Origin of the sequence: Legionella saoudiensis (assembly GCF_001465875.1) — a bacterium.
Lineage (GTDB): Bacteria > Pseudomonadota > Gammaproteobacteria > Legionellales > Legionellaceae > Legionella > Legionella saoudiensis.
Window position 1 is genome coordinate 68972 of record NZ_LN901322.1, and the last position, 19730, is coordinate 88701.

Here is a 19730-nt window from a genome sequence, read left to right on the forward strand (position 1 = left end):
AAATAAAAAGAAATATTTTTTGTTTATTTGCGTGTAGGGTAAATATTTTATCTCTTGCCCCAAATCTTAATGCCAATTCTTTATTTAAGTTACATACAACACGATTTAATAAGACAATAAAAAAAACACTAAGAATTTATTATTGCCTAATAGATTAATTTTTTCTTAAGAAAAATGAGCTAAAATTGATAACATATTGAATTAATAAGTAGCTCATGATGAAATTTTGTAATAAATTTATTAATGGTATCAATTCTATTAATTTTGTTGGGCCTTCGTCTGATATTCTTAGAAAAACTTTAATTGCATTTGCTTACCAAGAGCTAAAAAAAGAACATGAGCAGCTTGTTAAGCAGTTATCAGAGCTACCAGAAAGCATTCTTGATAATGTGACAGCGAATGAACAATTAGAAGAATACAAAAAAAAGCAGAGAGAAACGCTGGAACAAATAACAGCCCAGATGAACGCTATTTCTGTTGAGTATGGTCATTCTCTGGATCTTGCTTTGGATCCCCACATTGAAGATTTGCCGGCATTTATTAAATCACTTGCACAAAACTTCCGTGATATAAAACATTTAGCTTATACACTTGCAGATGCTCCGCCTAGCATTAAAAAATTACAAACGCAGTTATATGTTGAAGTATTATCTAAGCTGGATCATGAAGAACAGGAAGCTCAATTACAAACACTATCATTGCCTAATATTCAAGACATGATAACCCAGGCTATTAGCCTTTATGAAAGTAATCCTCATGATGTTCAATTGCGTAACCAATGCCAACGAATTGTGCATATGGGTTTTTACGAAATAATAAGACGGGATTGCAATAATGTGTCTCTTATGGATGAGCCTAATAAATATGTTGAATATCAAGAATTTATAAATTTATTACATTCTAAATTAATTAATGTAAACCAATCAACGGTGATTGATAACTTAAGTCAATATAAAGCTACAGATGGTAAATCCATTGGTGATCTTTTAGTAGAAGCCGAAAAAAAATTGCATATAAGTAAAACAGGGGATTTGACCAGTGATGAAGGAATCAATGCGCTTAAAGCAAGAAAAGAATTATTTCATGCATTAAGATTTGGCCAGGAAGATCGTAGAGAATATGCCAAAAAGACACAAGTAAATCTGATACGCGATTTATTTTGGGCAAGAAACATCAGAGATATGGAGTTATTTACTAAAAGCAAGATTACTGATGAGGTTTTTGCCAGTCTCGCACAAAAACGATATTTGCAACAGGATTTACTATTTAAGCCACAAAAAGAACCGCAAGTTTATAAGCCAGGTCAAGAACCAAGGTTTACAAAGTTACAGGATATTCTAACGGAAGTTTATGAAAAATCTAAAGAAAAAGGACTTAAAAAAGGTGGAAAGACCGACGCATTTAGTGCAAATGAGCCTGAAATTGAACAACACATAAAAAATACTTTTAAAGAACAGTGTGTTAACCCTATCGTCAAATTGTTACCAAATGGTGAAATAGAGGTAAATTTTTCTTACTTTAATTGCGATGATGCTTTTACTAAAAAGCTCATTGACATTATCGGAAAAAATGGGGGTTTTAGGCGAATTCTTGATAAGGCTTTAATGGATAAATTCCTCAAGGAATCAGCGGTTACGGATAAGGTCCAGGGAGTTACCCTAAGAGGTGGCTCGCTCGCCGCCATAGAGCAGCAAATTGCTACTATGGCAAAAGCCGGTCGGCTTTCTGAAGAGCAAATTCATGCCTTTCAGAACCAGTTGATTGCAGTAAAAAGTCAAATTAATGCGAACCAAGAGTCCGAAATTAGTCGTTTAAACCTGGATAATAGTGATGAATTATTATTACGAAAATTATTGGAATTATATTCTATTTACGGAAATAAACAGGTTAAAGATGCGTTTAATGCGCCTACCCCCACTATTAAATCACCAATTTCATTAACCCTAGAGACTGCATTTAAACACATTCAGGCTGGCCGCTTTAAACAGGCCTTAGAACTGGCTGGACTTGATGAATATTTGAACGAAGCTTACCAAAAATTATCGCAACTAAACCCTATGGAAGCTGCTGAATCTGTTAAACCCGTTATTGAAAAGTCTATTGTAATTTCTTCTTCTGCACGGGAACGACAAAGCTTATCAGAAGAGTTAGAGTTAGCTTTTAAATCAGGAAGTGATGTTGCTAAGAAAGTTGAAGCTATATTTCTTACAGAATACCGCTCCATGGTATCCACTTTGAATCTAAAGCCTCAGGAAATTGCTCATATGGAGGAGCAAATCAAGAATATGGCAGAAGAGATGTCCCGATTATATGAGCGGACAGAAAAAGGGGAGCCTTCCATAACTAGCGCCGAGCAAGATGCTTATTTTTCTATTTTAAAAGAGTTAGCTACCGCCATAAAACCGAGAGATATTGGTGATGTACAATTCAAGGTGAAGCATTCCATTACCGGTCAACATACAATCGCTGTAGCCGATGAAAAAGGACACCATATTGCCTCTGTTTCTGTTGATATTGGTGAGGTAAAGCTTCCTTATTCTTTGGTAAAACCTGCAGGAGGAGAGTTCATTTTTTCCTATGGCGGTAGCCGAGGAATCATAGCACCATTTGCAGAACTGGATGAAGCCTATAGTGGCGATAAACAGAAAGGGCGTTTATTTACCCATAGCAGGCTGTTAGGTGTTGGTCAATACGGTTCCGTTAAAGAGGTGGAAAGCTTATTATCTGGCTTAAATCAGATAATTAAAAAGGGGTATGTACCAGGTAGTGATGCAATACCCACATTTAAAGATGCCAGCCGAAATGATTTAAGAACAAGGCCTATTACGGCACGTGATGATCCTTTATACCGAATTGAAAGTGATATTTTGCAAAGTTATTCCAAAGCCGCTCAGGAAAAGTATGGACTTACTTCTGGGAATACACAGTATTGGATAGAAGATGATAAGGAGAGAAAGGCTGGAAAACTATTTTCCAAAACTGGCTCTCATCGTCAATACCAAATTTTAACTGAGCGTGCAAAGGGAGATACTTATGCTGATACTGCCAACAAAAAATTAAATTTATATACTAAGGCTGATATCGCTTATCACGATCCTATAAAACGAGGAAAGCCAAGTGCACAAGAATCTATGGATTCCTTAAAAAACAGTCTTGAATTATCACAAGAAATTGTCAGTGAGGCCCAACGATTTGCCGAGTTAGGTTTTTCTCATAATGACATTAAGCCTGAAAATTTCCTTTATAAAAAGAATCCTGATGGTAGCTATCAGGTAAAATACATTGACTGGGCAACTGGTGGATTTGAGCAAACCCTTAAAGGGCAAAACTCAAAATCGGTTACCGAGGTTTTTGCTGAAGTATTCGGCGCTGATCTGCCAAATACTATAAATCCCGAGGGAAATAGATGCTATGATGCTAGTGGCCGCTATGTAGAAAAAAGTGATGTAGGTTATCGTTATGGTGTTGATCCCACATTGCAAATTTTGCATGGTGCACGTAATGGAACTTTGCCTTATATCAGCCCTAAAGTACTAGGCGAAGATAGAAAGGCCATTCCTGCGTCAGGTAGTGTACCAAAGCCGGAATTAAATACTGTGTTAAAAAACAGCCAACCATACATGGATGATTGGGCCTTAACAACTATGATTTTTGGTATTTGTAATCGCCAAGCTTATTTTACTCTAGTGAAAGGGCGTGCTGTTACTGACTATGTTGTTCCTGGTGTTTTGGATGTTGATGGGAAAGACCCTTTAGGATTAAAAATAGTTGATGTAGCTAAATTCAATCAGTATTTTGCTTGTGGCATGGATGTGACTCAAGAAAGTGAGGTATACAGCAAAAAAGATGCGGTGATGTTTATTCCCTCTAACCAGCGGGAAGGAGAGCCTCTTCATTTATATCGCCGTTTACAAATGATCCAGGATTCATTACGTGAATCTTTACGCATTCACGATGAACTACCCGAAGATAGTTCTGAGCAAAAAATTATCAATGATATTGATACCATTTTGACTCAAGTTCGTACTGTAGTGGGAAGTGGAGAGGGATTTAATAAAATCCAGCTCAAAGAAATTATTGCAGCATCTCAACAATGCATTAAACGCTATGAAAACCTTCATAATCAAGGATTTAAACAGGCACTTGCACAAGCAGAGACCTTACAAGCCGTTTTTAACGAACATGATCGAGTCAGGTTGAAGGCTGATGATCTATTAGTCGAAGTAGGCGAATTAAAGCGAATGGATGTTTTATGTACCTACCCAAAGACGAAAGAGCAGATAGAGAAGGCCATTGCTATTTTAGATCAAGCCCTCAATGAAGATCAGTTTAATGATAAGTTTGTCGGGGAATATGCCCCTTTCAAATCCCTGTTGGTAGAATCTATTGCTACAAATCAAAATCAAATTCTAAATTGTTTATTAGGCAAAATAACTCAACCTAATCCTGTATTTATTGCTCAAGTTAAAGCCAGCGGTTTACTGCATTACGCCGCAGAGCAGGGAATGACCGATGTTTTTTCTAATTTAATCAAAGCATTAATTAAGGCTAATGCGACCCCAGAAGAGCTATTCGAATTAATAATGGCCGAGTATGGTCCAAATAAACAAATTAAAACAGCGCCTTATGTTAAATGGTCAACAAATTGTTTTCATATTGCCATCCGCAATAACAATAAGGAGCAATTAGCCGTTATCCTGGATTTGTTACCTAAGGGTCATGCTCATGATAACTTCATTAATGAAGCACTACATCTTTGCGCTGTATTAGGAAATAAATCTTTATTTAATCAGATTATTACTAAGTACAATGAACTAAATCCTGAGGGGCGAATTACTCCAGAAAAAGTTCTCGGAATGGTTTTCCCGCCAGATAATATTTCTCCATATCATTTATTTTTAATGGATGAAAAAACTTCAGAGGAAATTCCTTTTGATCAACTTGATATTAATACATTCTTATTAACACCACCGGCTGGAACAAATGCTTATCCTCTTTTGATTGCTGCAAAGAATGGCAATTATTTTGGGGTAAAAAATCTAATTCAATCAGCCGATAATAAGCCTTTTTCTAAGGCTGAATTCACACAACTTTTTACTCAAAGTGATGAAGAAGGGAAGAACTTATTTAATTACATTTTAGAACAAGGCCAATATACCGTTTTGACAACAATGTTGGCTAATATTAAAACCAAATGCCAAGATCCAGAGAAGGTCTTGGTCCACTTGCTCAGTAATCCACATCCAGTTAATTCACTGAGAAATTTTCTAAATTCTGAAAAGAATGAAGCTAATCAATTTAAGATCCTAAATCAATTATTTGATGAGATTTCTCCAGATTTTCGAGCCGTAGAATTACAGCAATACCGTACCATTGCATTACTAGTTAATAAAGATTGGCTGATTGAAAAAGCAAATAATCCTAATAGCCATGCGGCGCTACGTAACCTATTACATAATGATAAGTTATCAACAGAATTAAAATTGGGGCTGTTTAAAAAATTGGTTGATGAAGCCTCAGACGATATGGCAAAAAAATTCTATAATAGCTTGTTAAAAGAAGTAACTCCTCGTATAGAATCGGATGCCCAAGCAGTAGTTGCCCTAAATTTACCTGCTGTAATCCTACAAGAAGTAGCACGTCAAAGTAATGACTTACATTCATTAATTGCTTCTTTAGCGATGGATCAGGAATTAGTAAATAAATTAAACGAAAAAGTACAAAGCTTGGTTCAAGAGCAAGAAAGGTTACACGAGCTATTGCGTGATAAGCAAAAAACAGTAAGCGAAACCCAAGATCTGTTAAGTAGGCAAGCCAAACAACTGGAATCTGCTGAGGACAGGGTACGACAGTTGCAGGAAGAGGCAGAACAAACTATCCAGGCTCATGCTCATACAGTGGATGAGTTGCAATTAGCTATTGCCCAAAACGATGAGCACTCCAAGGAGGCAGCACGTATACTGCAGGAAACCCAAGAGCAGCATAAACTGGCCTTAGAGCAATTCGAACAACGCCTACTTCGAGCAGAAAGTGCACGTAAGAGCATTGCCGATGATCTAACGCAGGTGCAAGGCCAGTTAGAACAGCAGGTAGTGACAGTGCGCCACTTAGAGCAGGAGGCATTGGAATCACGAAATCAGAACCAATCCTTACAAGAGCAGTTGCGCACTTCGCTCCAAGCTACTGAAGAGGTTCGCCAGCAGTTAACTGAGGAATTAGTCCAGCAGCAAAAAGCCACAGAGACTGCGCAATTGATGGCCCAATCTACTTTAAAACAGTTGCAGTCTTTGCAAGAAGAGCAGAAGCTCTTGAGCGAAAAGGCGCAGCATCTGGAAGAACAAAACCAAGAGCTGGCCTCTCAGGTGGTTTCTTTAGAATCGCAGGTGCAAGAATTAACTAAAGAGCAAGTACGCCTGCAGGATTTATTGCGTAACGAGCAAAAGACCGTAAGCGAAACCCAAGATCTGTTAAGTAGGCAAGCCAAGCAATTGGAATCTGCTGAGGACAGGGTGCGGCAGTTGCTGGAAGAGGCAGAACAAACCATTCAGGCGCACGAACGCAGAGTGGATGAGTTGCAATTAGCTATTGCTAAAAACGATGAGCACTCCAAAGACGCAGCACGTATACTGCAAGAAACCCAAGAGCAGCATAAACTGGCCTTAGAGCAATTCGAACAACGCCTGCTTCGGGCAGAAAGTGCACGTAAGAGCATTGCCGATGATCTAACGCAGGTGCAAGGCCAATTAGAACAGCAGGTAGTGACAGTGCGCCACTTAGAGCAGGAGGCATTGGAATCACGAAATCAGAACCAATCCTTACAAGAGCAGTTGCGCACTTCGCTCCAAGCTACTGAAGAGGTTCGCCAGCAGTTAACTGAGGAATTAGTCCAGCAGCAAAAAGCCACAGAGACTGCGCAATTGATGGCCCAATCTACTTTAAAACAGTTGCAGTCTTTGCAAGAAGAGCAGAAGCTCTTGAGCGAAAAGGCGCAGCATCTGGAAGAACAAAACCAAGAGCTGGCCTCTCAGGTGGTTTCTTTAGAATCGCAGGTGCAAGAATTAACTAAAGAGCAAGTACGCCTGCAGGATTTATTGCGTAACGAGCAAAAGACCGTAAGCGAAACCCAAGATCTGTTAAGTAGGCAAGCCAAGCAATTGGAATCTGCTGAGGACAGGGTGCGGCAGTTGCTGGAAGAGGCAGAACAAACCATTCAGGCGCACGAACGCAGAGTGGATGAGTTGCAATTAGCTATTGCTAAAAACGATGAGCACTCCAAAGAGATAAGACGTATACTGCAAGAAACCCAAGAGCAGCATAAACTGGCCTTAGAGCAATTCGAACAACGCCTGCTTCGGGCAGAAAGTGCACGTAAGAGCATTGCCGATGATCTAACGCAGGTGCAAGGCCAATTAGAACAGCAGGTAGTGACAGTGCGCCACTTAGAGCAGGAGGCATTGGAATCACGAAATCAGAACCAATCCTTACAAGAGCAGTTGCGCACTTCGCTCCAAGCTACTGAAGAGGTTCGCCAGCAGTTAACTGAGGAATTAGTCCAGCAGCAAAAAGCGACCGAAGCTGCCCAGTTAGATGCACAACGTACCTTAGAGCGCCTGGAATCATTGCAAGAAGAACATACCCGGTTGATAGAGAGCGCCCTGAATCTCGAAGAAAGCAATCGTGAGTTGTCGGCGAAAGTAAAACAACTTGAAAAGACAGAATCTAAAGTTAAAGAAGAGGCACGTCTCAAGCAAGTAGAAATTGAGCATTTAACTGGTCTCATGAAAGCAGTGGCGCAACAAAAAGCCATTCTTTCTTTGAAATCTGTGATTGAGTCCAGCAATGATCCTGCCTTATTGCGTGTTGCCGCTAATACTCGCAGCAAAGAGGAGCTGATTAAGTCTGGATTAAATCCTGTAGAGGTGAATGCCTTAGGAGAGGATGCATTAGCATTTACTGAAATTAATGAGGCAGGAACAAACCGTCTGGCCGCATTAGAAAAAAATGCAATTGCGATTCTGAAGGAACAGGTTCGAGTTGGAGATGAAGTTTTATTACTCAAAGTAAAATTAGCCACTAGCAATAAAGACTTAAAAAGCACCGATTTAAATGAGGAACAAATAGCTTTTCTACAAAATGAAAACGTCTATACGCAGCTAGTTAAAATCGCTGTTTCGAGGCTGGATAAGAATCAAAAAGCACTTGCTGCTATTAATGCGAAAATTGAGAAAAGCATTGATATAGAATTTTTGAAAACTATCGCCAAAGCCACAAAAAATGATCATTTAACTATAGAATTACCAGCTCAGGATGTAAAAGATTTAGTTAATCCTGAGGCTTATAAAAAATTTGTAGATTTGGCAAACGAGCGACTACAAAAGTTGGAGGCCTCTCAAACTAAAGCGATACCACAAATACCTAGAAAGGCTAATTTGTTAATTGAGCAGGAAGGGTTTTTAGGATTTAAAGATGATAAAGTACAAAAGGATAAGTTAGAAGAAGACCTGCCGAAATGTGAGAGTAGTTATGAAGCAGATACGGAGGTTGGCCCTTTAGTAAAACAAAATTTGGGTACATACAAGGGAGCGCGAATAGAAAAAGGGGAAGTAGCTCGTTCGCAAAAAATATTTCAAGATGCTAGCCAAGATAAAGTAACAGGAGTTGCGCTTTTAGTTCAAGATCATACAGGACGAGTTGTTGATAAGTCTTATGGAAAATTTGATTTGCAACAGCAAACAGATATTGCACTTAGACAAGCGCAAATGTTTCTTCTTAATTATAACGCCAATAACCAGAGAAGAAAAAAGGAAATTTATATTTGGGGTCCTATCGAGAGTAGTAATAAAGTCTTTGCTGCTTTGCTGTTTCTTAAACATAATGATCCTTCATTGGCAGAGGTTGTAATAAAATCATCAACTGTCGGTTTTGCAGGTCCTCAATACGGTTGGTTTACACGCAATAAAGTGAGTGAACAAAATTTTATAAAGAAACATTTAGATCTAGATTATCTCACGCAAAAAGGAAAGCTGGTATCTGAGCAAAGTGCGCATACAAGGAGCGTTTTGTACTCAACAGGAAAAGAAAAAAATGCGCCCAAAACGAATATAGCACCTTTAAAAAATTTGTATGAAGGGGATGAAATCACAGCTGAAGGTACAATTAGAAAAGCTCCTTCTCAAGAATTACTCATTGGGCTTGATCAACAACGTAAAGCAAAAGTTAAAGTGAATAGCCTTTTAAACGTTTTTGAAGAAGATATTAGCGCTGTCGAAGATGACAAGGTATTTAGAGTGGCAACCTTATTACATAAGAAATTGAATAAGCTTAAAGAAGAGGCCTTTAAAGAACCCATTGATGTTGATGCCTTGAAACAGTTTTCTGAGCAATCTAAAGTTGCTATAGAACAAGCTATACCGCTCTTGGAGGAAAATTTAGGCAAAGACTATTTAGATAATCTTTCAAAAGAAATCGGTAATGTAATAGCAAAAGTAATACCATTGGCAAGTTCACAAAGTTTTAGTGCTTATAAACAAGCTTATGCAACGATGCGAGAGCCAGGCCAAACAGATGAAGATATGCCTGCGAACGGTTTAAGTTAAGGCAAAAAAGAACTTTGCAGTTATGAGGGGCGATTGGTAATTCCATAGCCCCTCAGTTAATGAAAACAATGCTCATGGTACGCAAAACAAAATCCTTTCGCCCATCACAAAAAAGCATTCCCTAGATAGATGTGTAGCTAAGCTGTATCAGCTTAAGTCATTGTTTTTAATATGCTATTCAGATTTTTTTTGTTATTGTAATAATGAATTGCTCTACAGGGATATTTAAATGCTAAATTTAGGCAGGATGTTTTATTTTTTAATATTTTTACTGGTTTCTTTTTATTCAACATTGGTGCAAGCTCATTCAATTTCGAGCGGAGGGGAAAGCCTATCATTTTCTAAGGCTAATATAATAGTCAAAACAAATGCCCTGGGAAAAAATACATGTTCGAACTCTCTACAAAACTGTACTCTTCAAATTGCTCAGCCTGCATGTTTTACTCCTCCAGGAAGTGTTACAATTACCAATAAATCACTGGTTCATGCTAAAAATATAACGGCCTCATCAGCTGATGCAAATTTTATCAACTATGTGGTACAGACGAATCAGTGTCCTGCTTTATTACCTCCGGGTGCAAGTTGTACCATTTCCTTTGCCACGAATGCGCCAGTTACTTTTTTAACCACCAATGTCATGGTTAAAGGGAGCAATACAAATGCGACTTATGTGGATCTGAACGCATTTCAATGTGCCTTATCACCAACTTTTACTTCGATTAATAATACAACATTTATCCAGGGGGCTTTTAATAGTTTTACTATTACAGCAACGGGAGTGCCCGCTCCGACCTTCTCAATAACCTCCGGTTCTTTACCCATAGGAGTAACATTGGATTCCAGTACGGGCGTAATTTCGGGAACGCCAACTACTTTAAGTTCTTATGCATTTACAATTACGGCATCGAATGGAAACTTGCCTGATGCAATTCAGAATTTTACTTTAACGGTTAATCCACCACCAGTACCTCCTGCTATTACCTCTGCGAACTCAACTACTTTTACTCAAGGCACATTAGGTACTTTTAACATCACGGCTACTGGAACCCCAGCACCAACATTTTCAATCACCTCTGGGTCCTTGCCTATGGGGGTAACATTAAATAGTGCTAGTGGAGTACTTTCAGGAACACCCACAGTTAATGGAGTATTTTCTTTTGAAATCACTGCTGCGAATGGAGCACAACCTAATGCAATACAACATTTCACTCTTACAGTTGAGGCTCCGCCAGTATTTACTTCGGCGAGCTCCACTGCTTTTGCTCAAGGGAGTTTTGGCACATTCACTGTTGCAGCCGCCGGTACTCCAGCACCAACGTACTCAGTAACCTCAGGCAGCCTACCCTCAGGAGTTACATTGAATAGTACAACGGGCGTGCTCTCAGGCACTCCTTTAGTAAATGGGGTATTTGCCGTGACCTTCACCGCAACTAATGGTGTCTCTCCTGATGCGACGCAAAACTTCACGCTGACCGTGACAAGTCCCCCTACAATCACCTCAGCCAATGCAGCTACGTTCACTGAAACCATAGCTGGAACATTTACAATTACTGCATCAGGAACACCAGCCTCAACCTTTTCCGTTAGCTCAGGTTCATTGCCAGCAGGTGTAACACTTAATGGTACTACAGGTATTTTGTCTGGCACGCCTACAGTAAATGGTACCTTCCCCGTTGTTCTTACAGCAGCTAATGGCATTTCTCCTAATGCCACACAAAACTTTACATTAACGGTTAACCCTCCACCTGTCCCTCCAGCATTTACTTCTGCCAGTTCAGCGACGTTTACTGAAACTATAGCCGGAAGCTTTACTGTAGCTGCCACCGGAACTCCGGCACCAACCTTTTCCGTAACCTCAGGTTCTTTACCCACTGGGGTAACTCTGGATGGGACGACCGGAGTTCTTTCCGGTACTCCGACAGTAAATGGCGTGTTTGCTTTTACGATTACCGCTACAAATGGCGCACCTCCTGATGCCACGCAAAACTTTACTCTTACTGTGAAGCCGACACCCAATATGGTATATGTTACCAATAGCGGTGCGAATAGCGTCTCTGCTATAAATGGTGCGAACAATACTGTGAGTTCGACTATACCAGTTACTTTTCCTTTGGCAATTGCAATTAATTCATCAACCAATACTGCGTACGTTATGGCTGAAAGTTCAGGCCCACTTTCAATTATAGATGTAGGTTCTAATACGGTATCAACTTTAAATATTGCAGCCAGTATCTTTCTTGGCATCGCTGTAAATCCGGTCACCAACATGGTTTATATCACCGATGAAAACAATGGTCGGGTTTATATTGTCGATGGATCAACAAATACCCTTACCGGAACAACCATTAGTGTAGGCAGTCTGCCTAATGCGGTGGCTGTGAATTCCGCAACGAATACTATCTATGTAACTAACACAGGAGGTAGTCCGGGTACTGTTTCAGTGATTGATGGGACAAATAATACAGTAACTACCACCATAAATGTGGGTAACCTTCCTGTAGCCATTGCTGTTAACGAAACCACAAATACTGTCTATGTGACCAATCAATCCGATAGCACGGTTTCTGTAATTGATGGTTCAAATAATACGGTAACCGCTACAATAAATGTAGGAGCTAGCCCTGAAGGTATTGATGTAAACGCTACAACGAATACCATTTATGCGAGCAGCTACAGCTCTGGAACTGTATCAGTTATCCAAGGAACCACCGTAACAAATACCATTAACGGTGTTGGCGGTAATCTAGAGAAAGTAGCGGTAAATGCTGCTTTAAATATGGTCTATGTCGCCAGTGCCAGTGACAAATACGTTACGGTTATTGATGGTTCAACCAATAGTATTGTTACCACTGTTCCTACAGAGCTTGGACCCTATGGAGTAGCAGTGTATGCACCAACACCCACATTCTTTTTTGCTAATGATAAGGGTATTACTGCCACTGTAGTTGACACGGTGAAGAGTAGGCTTATTTCCAAAGTCTTAATTAGTGATGAGCCAAGCACTATGGCAGTCAACAAAGCGACTAATGCAGTTTACGCCATTAATTACCTGGATGAGACAGTAATGGTAACAGACCGAATAGCTAAGACGATAAAAGCAACTATTAAAGTAGGGCATGGTCCTAAAGGAATTGTATTCAATCCCGTAACAAATAAGATCTATGTTGTAAATCAGCTAGAAGGCACAGTATCAATTATTGATGGCTCAAAAAATACGGTTATTGCTAAGATACCTGTAAATTTACCACAGGGTATTGCGTTAAATCCTTCTACTCATGCAGTGTATGTGGCAAATAAACAGAAAAATAGGGTTTCCATTATAGATGGAAAGACCAATAAAATCACAGCGACATTGCCTGTTAGTAGTGCTGCCCATGTAGAAAAATTGAAGATTGGCGCAAATATAAAACAGTTGATGATGGAGTAAAGCAAGCAACTCTAAGGGATAATCGGCGTATGCTTAAGTCAATAATTTATTAAGCATACGGGCAATCAATTCTTCACGCTATACCTGAGGAAAGTAATAACATGCTGTAATTACTTTCCCTTTCTGGTATGAGATGGTCTTGGGTAATGAAATAAACGCTCAAAAAATTTGTTCTTCTTTCTTATAAACTTATTGCTAATTTATGCAAGTAATTTAGCGTACAGGCCTTGGCAATAACATTTCTCCTGGTCTTTCTTAAAAATTTTAAAAGTGATAAAAATAGGTTAAATGGATGTGTTTGAGTTAATGATGCTTATTTATCAGGGAAAAGAACTCACTAAGATCAAAAATAAAGAGGGTGGTAAAAACCGAAATGATGTAGATGGTTTTTATCGTGATAATAATGGAGTTGAATATTTTGTAAAAAAGCCTCAGGACGCACGCGAGCTGTTCACTGAATTATTCGCAGGCTTATTATTGCAAGAGTTTAAAAACCGAGGTTTTATTGAAAAAATATATCATGCTTCCCTGATTTGCGCTCAATTAATTCAATTTGAAGATGGAAGTTATGGACTGATCCAACCTAAAGTCGAGTTTCAGGAATTATATAAAGTAATTGGCACAGGGTATTACGACGGCTCTGATCGGAGCCCACTCTGGGAGATGTTTTATGGCCCATACTCATACTTATTACTTACTCAATTTAAACATTATTATGGCTTAGCTATAGCATTAATGTTTTCATTATTACTAGGGGATCATAGTGTCCACAGCGGGAATGTGGTTTGTTTAGATATCTTATCTTCCATGGAAGAGTCGTTTATTCAATTTGCACGCATTGATTGGGGCGCTGCATTTCGTTATTTCGGACATGAAAAGAATAATGAGGACCTTTTTTATCCTTTTGAATATTATGGGTTTTTTAATCCTAAAGGATATACTAAGGGTTATTTTTTAAATTACAAAAGGATTAAAGGCCTTTTCCCTGCTATTTCAACACATGCAAAACAATTACTGGAACTAATTAATAAAGAAACTCTTGTAAGCATGATTAACAGTATTCTAGGAAAATTACCTCCAGACTTACTAAATACTGATATTAAAGAGCAATTGGTTAAATATTTATATATAAATTCTTTTAAGAACATTAGCTTTGGCGAAACTGGGGATTATCAACAATTTTCTAATGATCTATCACAAATTTTAATGCAGCGATTAAATAAAATAACGGAATTATCAGATCTTATAAATAATCCAATCGAGCCAAATCAACTAGATTATAAGGAAAGTATTCCTAGAATGGTTGGATTGTCTTTGAGTTCGACACTCACTTTCCATGAGCAAGTGACCCTTTGGCTCCATGTAATTTCTTCATCTGATAACAAAAGTATTTTTGATTTTAATACGATTGATCGTGCACAACTAGCTGCTCAGTTTAATTGTTATTTGGAGAGTTTATTACGTCAAGTTGAGAAATTAGATCGTACAAACAATCCAAAATTGTCTTTTCTAAAAAATGATTTATATCGTGATTTATTTTCTTTTGAAGCAGATTTAAAGCCAGTTTGCTCTTCCGAAGATAAAACTAAATTGCCTCTACAAGCAGGATTTTCGCAGCTTACTGATTCTCTATTAAAAGTAAGTTTTAATATCCTTATTACACTTAGGGTGCTACAAGAAACACAACGCTCAAGGGTACCTGCTAAAGCTGGGCACATTCGTTTTCTATTTGAGGCATTAAAAGAATATTTATGCAATTTTAATTGCCTTCATCAAGAGTTGCTGACTGAGTTGGGAAATACTCTTTATCCCAATATTCTCAGAAACTAAAGAAATTCAATAAGGGGGCATGACAGCATTTCTTTATGTCTCAAAACACACCAGGGAGCAGTGTCATTAATTCTTAAAGTGCTAGAATAATAATGTCTCTCCGCCTGCGCGGAGATGACATTCAAATAGATGAAAATATTTAATTTAAAATTTTATTCAAGCCCGGCAATGCTTCAGGCCTCAATCTTTTTTACTTCTTAGGGTTATCTTGCTCTGTTTACTAATTTAGCCTCATCAATTCTTGTGTGGGCTCTTCCAGTTCAGCCTCTTCTTTCTTTAAGTTTGTAAGCTGTTTTTTTAACCCATCTTGTGCCACTTTATTATGCCAAATTAGGAGATGCGTTTTTTTCTCTATTTCTGGCTTTATGGCCTTAATTTGTTCAGTAGTCAGCTCATCTGTATGACGATAGAATGCGTAAAGTTGAGCGCATATCTCATCTATTTTTTCTTCGTCACTTAAGTTTTCATTCTCAGGTTTTAAATGAAAATCAATCGTACAACATAATGTAGCGCGTACATTATTCATATGAAAAAAGGACAAAAATGCTCGATAAGATGCACTATTGCGAATAAACATAGGAATGAGCGGATTTTGCAAAGACCAGAAACCATCAAGTCGAATCACCTGAATAGGTACTTTATTATCCAAAGCGAGCTTAGCCGCACCAGCGTAAACTCGGGGAGGATCTTCTCCTAACCGTGCGAAATTTCCCTGCGGAAAAAGTGCGACACAACCATTTTCATTAAGTACTTTACTGGCCTTATCCAATGCATCCGCATTAGCAGAGCGTCCATTTTCACCTCGTGTTGCTTGGGCATCTACGGGTATCGTTTTAAATTTTCTCAAGAAAGAAGAAACCAAGGGTATAGAGTCAAAATTAGTGGTAGCAAAAAAACGAGGTGGGGTTCCCTCCATTTTTGAGGCGACAGCAATTGCTTCCCAGCCAGTACGGTGTGGACCAATAGCGAGTACTTGCTTCTCTGCATTAGTAATTTCCAAATCCCCACTTCGAGTGTGCAACATACGCATTACAAGAATTAATATTCCAGCTATGATGCGAGCAAAACGATCTTCATATCTAAGACGATTGTTAGATTCAACAAATCGTAGAAGTGCGTAGGCAGCCACAGTAATGCCCGTAAGAAGGAACAAGGTAGTGTAAACACTGACTCCAGACTCATCATAATCATTAAGTGGATCTAAATGGGAATTAAAGCCCATATTAATTACTCCTTTAAAATCAGGTACAAGATTGTATTTTGGTGATTAAATTTAATCACATTCCCTTAAGACCTTGGTGTTGTATAACTTAAAAAACTAGCCAACAACCAAGCTTTGTTATAGTACCTTTAAAATTGATGGTGTCAATTAAATGCTCAAAAAAGATAAGTTGTAACGCATTGGCACGTTAAATATTTATAAGGGATATTTGGGCGGGCAAGAAGGCAGTAGTCAGACCTTGTTACCCGTTCAAGGCCTGACTCGAATGCTCGTAAAAGGGTACTAAATATAGCTACCAAGCTGTCGATTAATCTCACTTAAGCCTGTTTCAGTTTGCAATAAGCTTTGCAGCCCAATCATTTGATTACGTTCTTGCATATCAATTTGTTGTTCATGATGTCTAGAAAAAAGTGACATGGTTGTTAACGCATGCTGATTGCGCGAGGAGTTATATTTTACTAAACGATAAGCTGTAAGTAATTGCTTAAACTCGAACGATTTGGCATCAATATAATTTAGAGGAACACTTCCTGCGTCATTTTTTTGAAATAAATTAGCGCCATTTTGAATAAGCAAAAATGCCGCTTCCAAATTTCCTAACTTACAGGCGAAGTGTAAAGGGGTCCATCCTTTAGCATTAGCTGGAGCTACATTTACTCCAGTAATTCCTTCGTCAATTAATTTGATTAGGGCGGCAGTATCATTTTTTTTCGCAGCAATACATAGCTGAGTTGACTGAGCGGCTTGTAAATCTTGATAGCGGTCTCGGGCGTAAATATGACAACCAGAACCAGGATAGCTATCATCTTGTAAATGAAGCAGATCCTGGAGCTCTTTGTTAGCCATTCGCAGCTCAGGGTTAATACCACGATAATTACCGTCATTTAAATGAGGCATTTTGCTCCAATTATCACTAAGAGTTGTTTGACCTGTAATTGCACTCATATAAACTAATGAAAATCCTTGGTCAGTTAAGGTTCTTCCAGATGATTTCTTCTTTTGAAAATGAGTTAAATCTAATTCGGCAGAAGTTGCTGAAAAGAAATCCTTTAAAAAATTGCTACTCTTTTGAGATTCATTATGATCAGGCCAGCCACCAATAAGACTGACGGTACAGTCTGCAATGTCTATCTCGCTACCTAAGTATTCAGCCATAAATTTGCTTAAATCATCACGACAACAATTATCATCCCAGTGTAAAACAGCACTGCGAATAGGATGATAAATAAATACACCACAGCAACCCCGTAAAGATTCTGTGCCAATTAAAGGACGAGGATTTGATGGATCAATGATCAAATATTCTTTTTGTAAAACCAGATTTAAATCTTTGGGCATGATATTTTCTGTTTAGAATTATTTTGGCAGCAATAGTATACAAGTTTTATTAAGAGAATATTAACTCAAGATGGTTTAAATATGGACTATATAAATTTGATCCCTCAAGTAAGGATGCAACCCAATCGGTTTTCTCTTCCTGGAAATACAGAATGCCTTTGTTTTTTATAAGATAAAGTATGTTTTTATTTTATAAAAAATGGTTAAATCAAATCTAGATTGTTCCTGTAATTTTGGAACGGTTTATTCGCTATCGTTAAATATGAGCAGGGAGGGAAAATGGATAATGTTTTACTAAATATAGGTTCCGCAGCGTTACGAAAAGCAGCCTTAAATACAGCAGCCAAAGATTTTATTTTGTCCAATCCCACTTTATTTAAAACTTTAAAAAAAGCGGCAGATAGATACATAGGAGGGGAAACTCTTGTTGAAACCTTGGGGAAAGTTAAAACACACAATGCCAACAAAGTTAAATGTTCTATTGAATTTATGGGGGAAAATACCGCGACCTCAAAAGAGGCCAATGAGGCTACTGAGGAGTTCATAACGATCTGTCAACAAATTAGAGCCCAAGGTTTATGGTCTACTGTATCGCTTGATCTATCTCATATTGGTTTAATTATTTCGAAAGAGCTTTGTATCGAGAATTTAGATCGGATTTGTAAGGAAGCTGCAAAAGCGGATACTGAAATTATTATTAGTGCTGAAGGAACTGAGTGGACTGATGCGATCATTGATGTTTATATGCAAACAAGAAAAAAACACTCGAATCTGAGTATTACTATGCAAGCTTATTTGCATCGCTCTAAAGATGATTTTAAAGAGTTAATTAAAGAAAAAGGACGGATTCGCATTGTTAAAGGAGCTTATGTAACTCCTGCAGGATTGTCTTTAGCAAGAGGGGAGGAGTTGGATAAGGTATACCTAGATTATGCGGAACAACTCTTATCTAAAGAGCATTATTGTTCTATTGCAACTCACGATGAAAAAATACAGCAGGAAGCAAAAAATATCATTCAAAAATACAAACCTTCAAAAGACACTTATGAGTTTGAGAGTTTATTTGGGATACAAAACGATAAGCTTGCGCGGTTACACAATGAAGGTTATCCGACTAAAGTATATTTTGTATACGGTAAAGAATGGTATCTTTATGTTTGTAATCGGATTGCTGAATATCCATTAAATATATTCCACGCTTTGCAAGACATTGTTGAATAAACTTTTTTCATAAAACAGCTCCCGTCTTAGCACGGTGTAATACGGGATCCTAACTTATGTGTCGCTTGGCTTATCCTCTAAACTACTCATATTAATTTTAAGGGAAGCCAATAAGGTCACAAACATCATTGTAAATAGGGTAATTAGAGCCATAGATTCATAAATTTCTAAATGCGTTGAAGCACCAAAAGGATCCACTAATTGAGTTAAACCTTGTATGCCATAAATAGCCACAGCTTCTCGCCAAAAGTTTTTAGAAGAAAAAATATGGGACTTACTTAGAGCCATAATATCATGCTTAGCAATATAAAGAGCAAAAACTTGATAAATAATATAAACCACCAAGAACCAACCAAAATAGTTTTGCAGAGGAACGCCAAAGTACACACCAGCATCCTTCCAAACCCATAATGAATAGACCGTTGAAGCAAGAGGATCCATACATACATCCCACATCACCATAATAAACGCAGCGATCAACGGCACGAAGAATCGTTGCTTTCCGGAAAGTGGAGTGGCGTATTGGTCCAGAAGTATATGAGCCAAAATCCACGAGGCATAACCCGTGCCAAAATAGGCAAACATAATAATAAGAGGTACCTCAAACAGCCTTGGCCCCGCTAATTTATCATAATAATAATGCCCAAAAGGAAAGCCTGTTTGAATACTTAATGCCTCAAAGAAATGGCTAACAAGCCATGATATAAGGAAAAAAATAATTATATTTTGTATTCCATATCGCTCGGTGCCATGTAGGCAGGCAGAAATAAAAATGGCTAAGACAAGAATAATAGGTAAAAAAAGCTCAGCAACTGGGCCATGCCAAATCGCAGAAAAAAGAGTAGCCAAAAGATAAATAGCAATTACTGCCCATCTAGTATTACTTCCTTTATTCCGCTCTCCTTCATTTTTAATCATTTAAGTGTCCTTACTTAAAAGGCCAAATAGGTGCCATAACATTAGGATATAATATTTATAAGACCTTAATTCTTTACTATTTGTCAATGTATTCTTATATGTGTAATAAAAAGTATTGAGTATGTATCTGCATTAAATTTTCAGTTCATTTGTCATAATTAGGTTCATATTAAGCTAA

General features: G+C 38.1%; 7 protein-coding genes. 4 read left to right on the forward strand and 3 right to left on the reverse strand.

The genetic code is table 11. From position 1 onward, the window contains the following. Window positions 1-215 precede the first annotated feature (215 nt). The 3 genes from BN3124_RS04695 (at window position 216) to BN3124_RS04705 (ending at window position 14853) form a co-directional block, all read left to right on the forward strand. Window positions 216-9596, forward strand: coding sequence for a hypothetical protein (locus BN3124_RS04695; RefSeq protein ID WP_149865206.1), 9381 nt, complete (start codon window positions 216-218; stop codon window positions 9594-9596). Between the two features lie 229 nt (window positions 9597-9825). Continuing rightward, window positions 9826-13023, forward strand: coding sequence for a YncE family protein (locus tag BN3124_RS04700; RefSeq protein ID WP_058533720.1), 3198 nt, complete (start codon window positions 9826-9828; stop codon window positions 13021-13023). Between the two features lie 294 nt (window positions 13024-13317). Then, complete coding sequence (locus BN3124_RS04705) at window positions 13318-14853, forward strand: hypothetical protein (RefSeq protein WP_149865207.1); 1536 nt, start codon at window positions 13318-13320, stop codon at window positions 14851-14853. A 220-nt stretch (window positions 14854-15073) separates the two neighbouring features. Here BN3124_RS04705 and BN3124_RS04710 read toward each other — a convergent pair whose 3' ends face one another. Both BN3124_RS04710 and BN3124_RS04715 read right to left on the reverse strand, forming a co-directional pair. Next, the gene (locus tag BN3124_RS04710) at window positions 15074-16075 is read right to left on the reverse strand and encodes a lysophospholipid acyltransferase family protein (RefSeq protein WP_058533722.1); all 1002 of its coding nucleotides are present in this window, start codon (window positions 16073-16075) and stop codon (window positions 15074-15076) included. A gap of 282 nt (window positions 16076-16357) precedes the next feature. Beyond that, on the reverse strand, window positions 16358-17413 hold the full coding sequence (locus tag BN3124_RS04715; protein WP_058533723.1) for an ankyrin repeat domain-containing protein: 1056 nt from the start codon (window positions 17411-17413) through the stop codon (window positions 16358-16360). A gap of 279 nt (window positions 17414-17692) precedes the next feature. Between BN3124_RS04715 and BN3124_RS04720 the strand changes: the two genes are divergently transcribed. Continuing rightward, window positions 17693-18634: a proline dehydrogenase family protein gene (locus BN3124_RS04720; RefSeq protein WP_058533724.1), complete on the forward strand. Its 942-nt coding sequence runs from the start codon at window positions 17693-17695 to the stop codon at window positions 18632-18634. 54 nt (window positions 18635-18688) lie between these two features. Here the strand turns inward: BN3124_RS04720 and BN3124_RS04725 are convergent, their stop codons facing one another. Further along, a complete protein-coding gene (locus tag BN3124_RS04725; RefSeq protein ID WP_078061480.1) occupies window positions 18689-19552 on the reverse strand; it encodes a carotenoid biosynthesis protein in 864 nt (287 codons plus the stop codon). Window positions 19553-19730 lie beyond the last annotated feature (178 nt).

Excerpts from the sequence above, each read along its gene's own strand:
- BN3124_RS04695 (WP_149865206.1), top strand. The coding sequence starts at position 216 with ATGATGAAATTTTGTAATAAATTTATTAATGGTATCAATTCTATTAAT.
- BN3124_RS04720 (WP_058533724.1), top strand. The coding sequence starts at position 17,693 with ATGGATAATGTTTTACTAAATATAGGTTCCGCAGCGTTACGAAAAGCA.
- BN3124_RS04700 (WP_058533720.1), top strand. The coding sequence starts at position 9,826 with ATGCTAAATTTAGGCAGGATGTTTTATTTTTTAATATTTTTACTGGTT.
- BN3124_RS04725 (WP_078061480.1), bottom strand. The coding sequence starts at position 19,552 with ATGATTAAAAATGAAGGAGAGCGGAATAAAGGAAGTAATACTAGATGG.
- BN3124_RS04710 (WP_058533722.1), bottom strand. The coding sequence starts at position 16,075 with ATGGGCTTTAATTCCCATTTAGATCCACTTAATGATTATGATGAGTCT.
- BN3124_RS04715 (WP_058533723.1), bottom strand. The coding sequence starts at position 17,413 with ATGCCCAAAGATTTAAATCTGGTTTTACAAAAAGAATATTTGATCATT.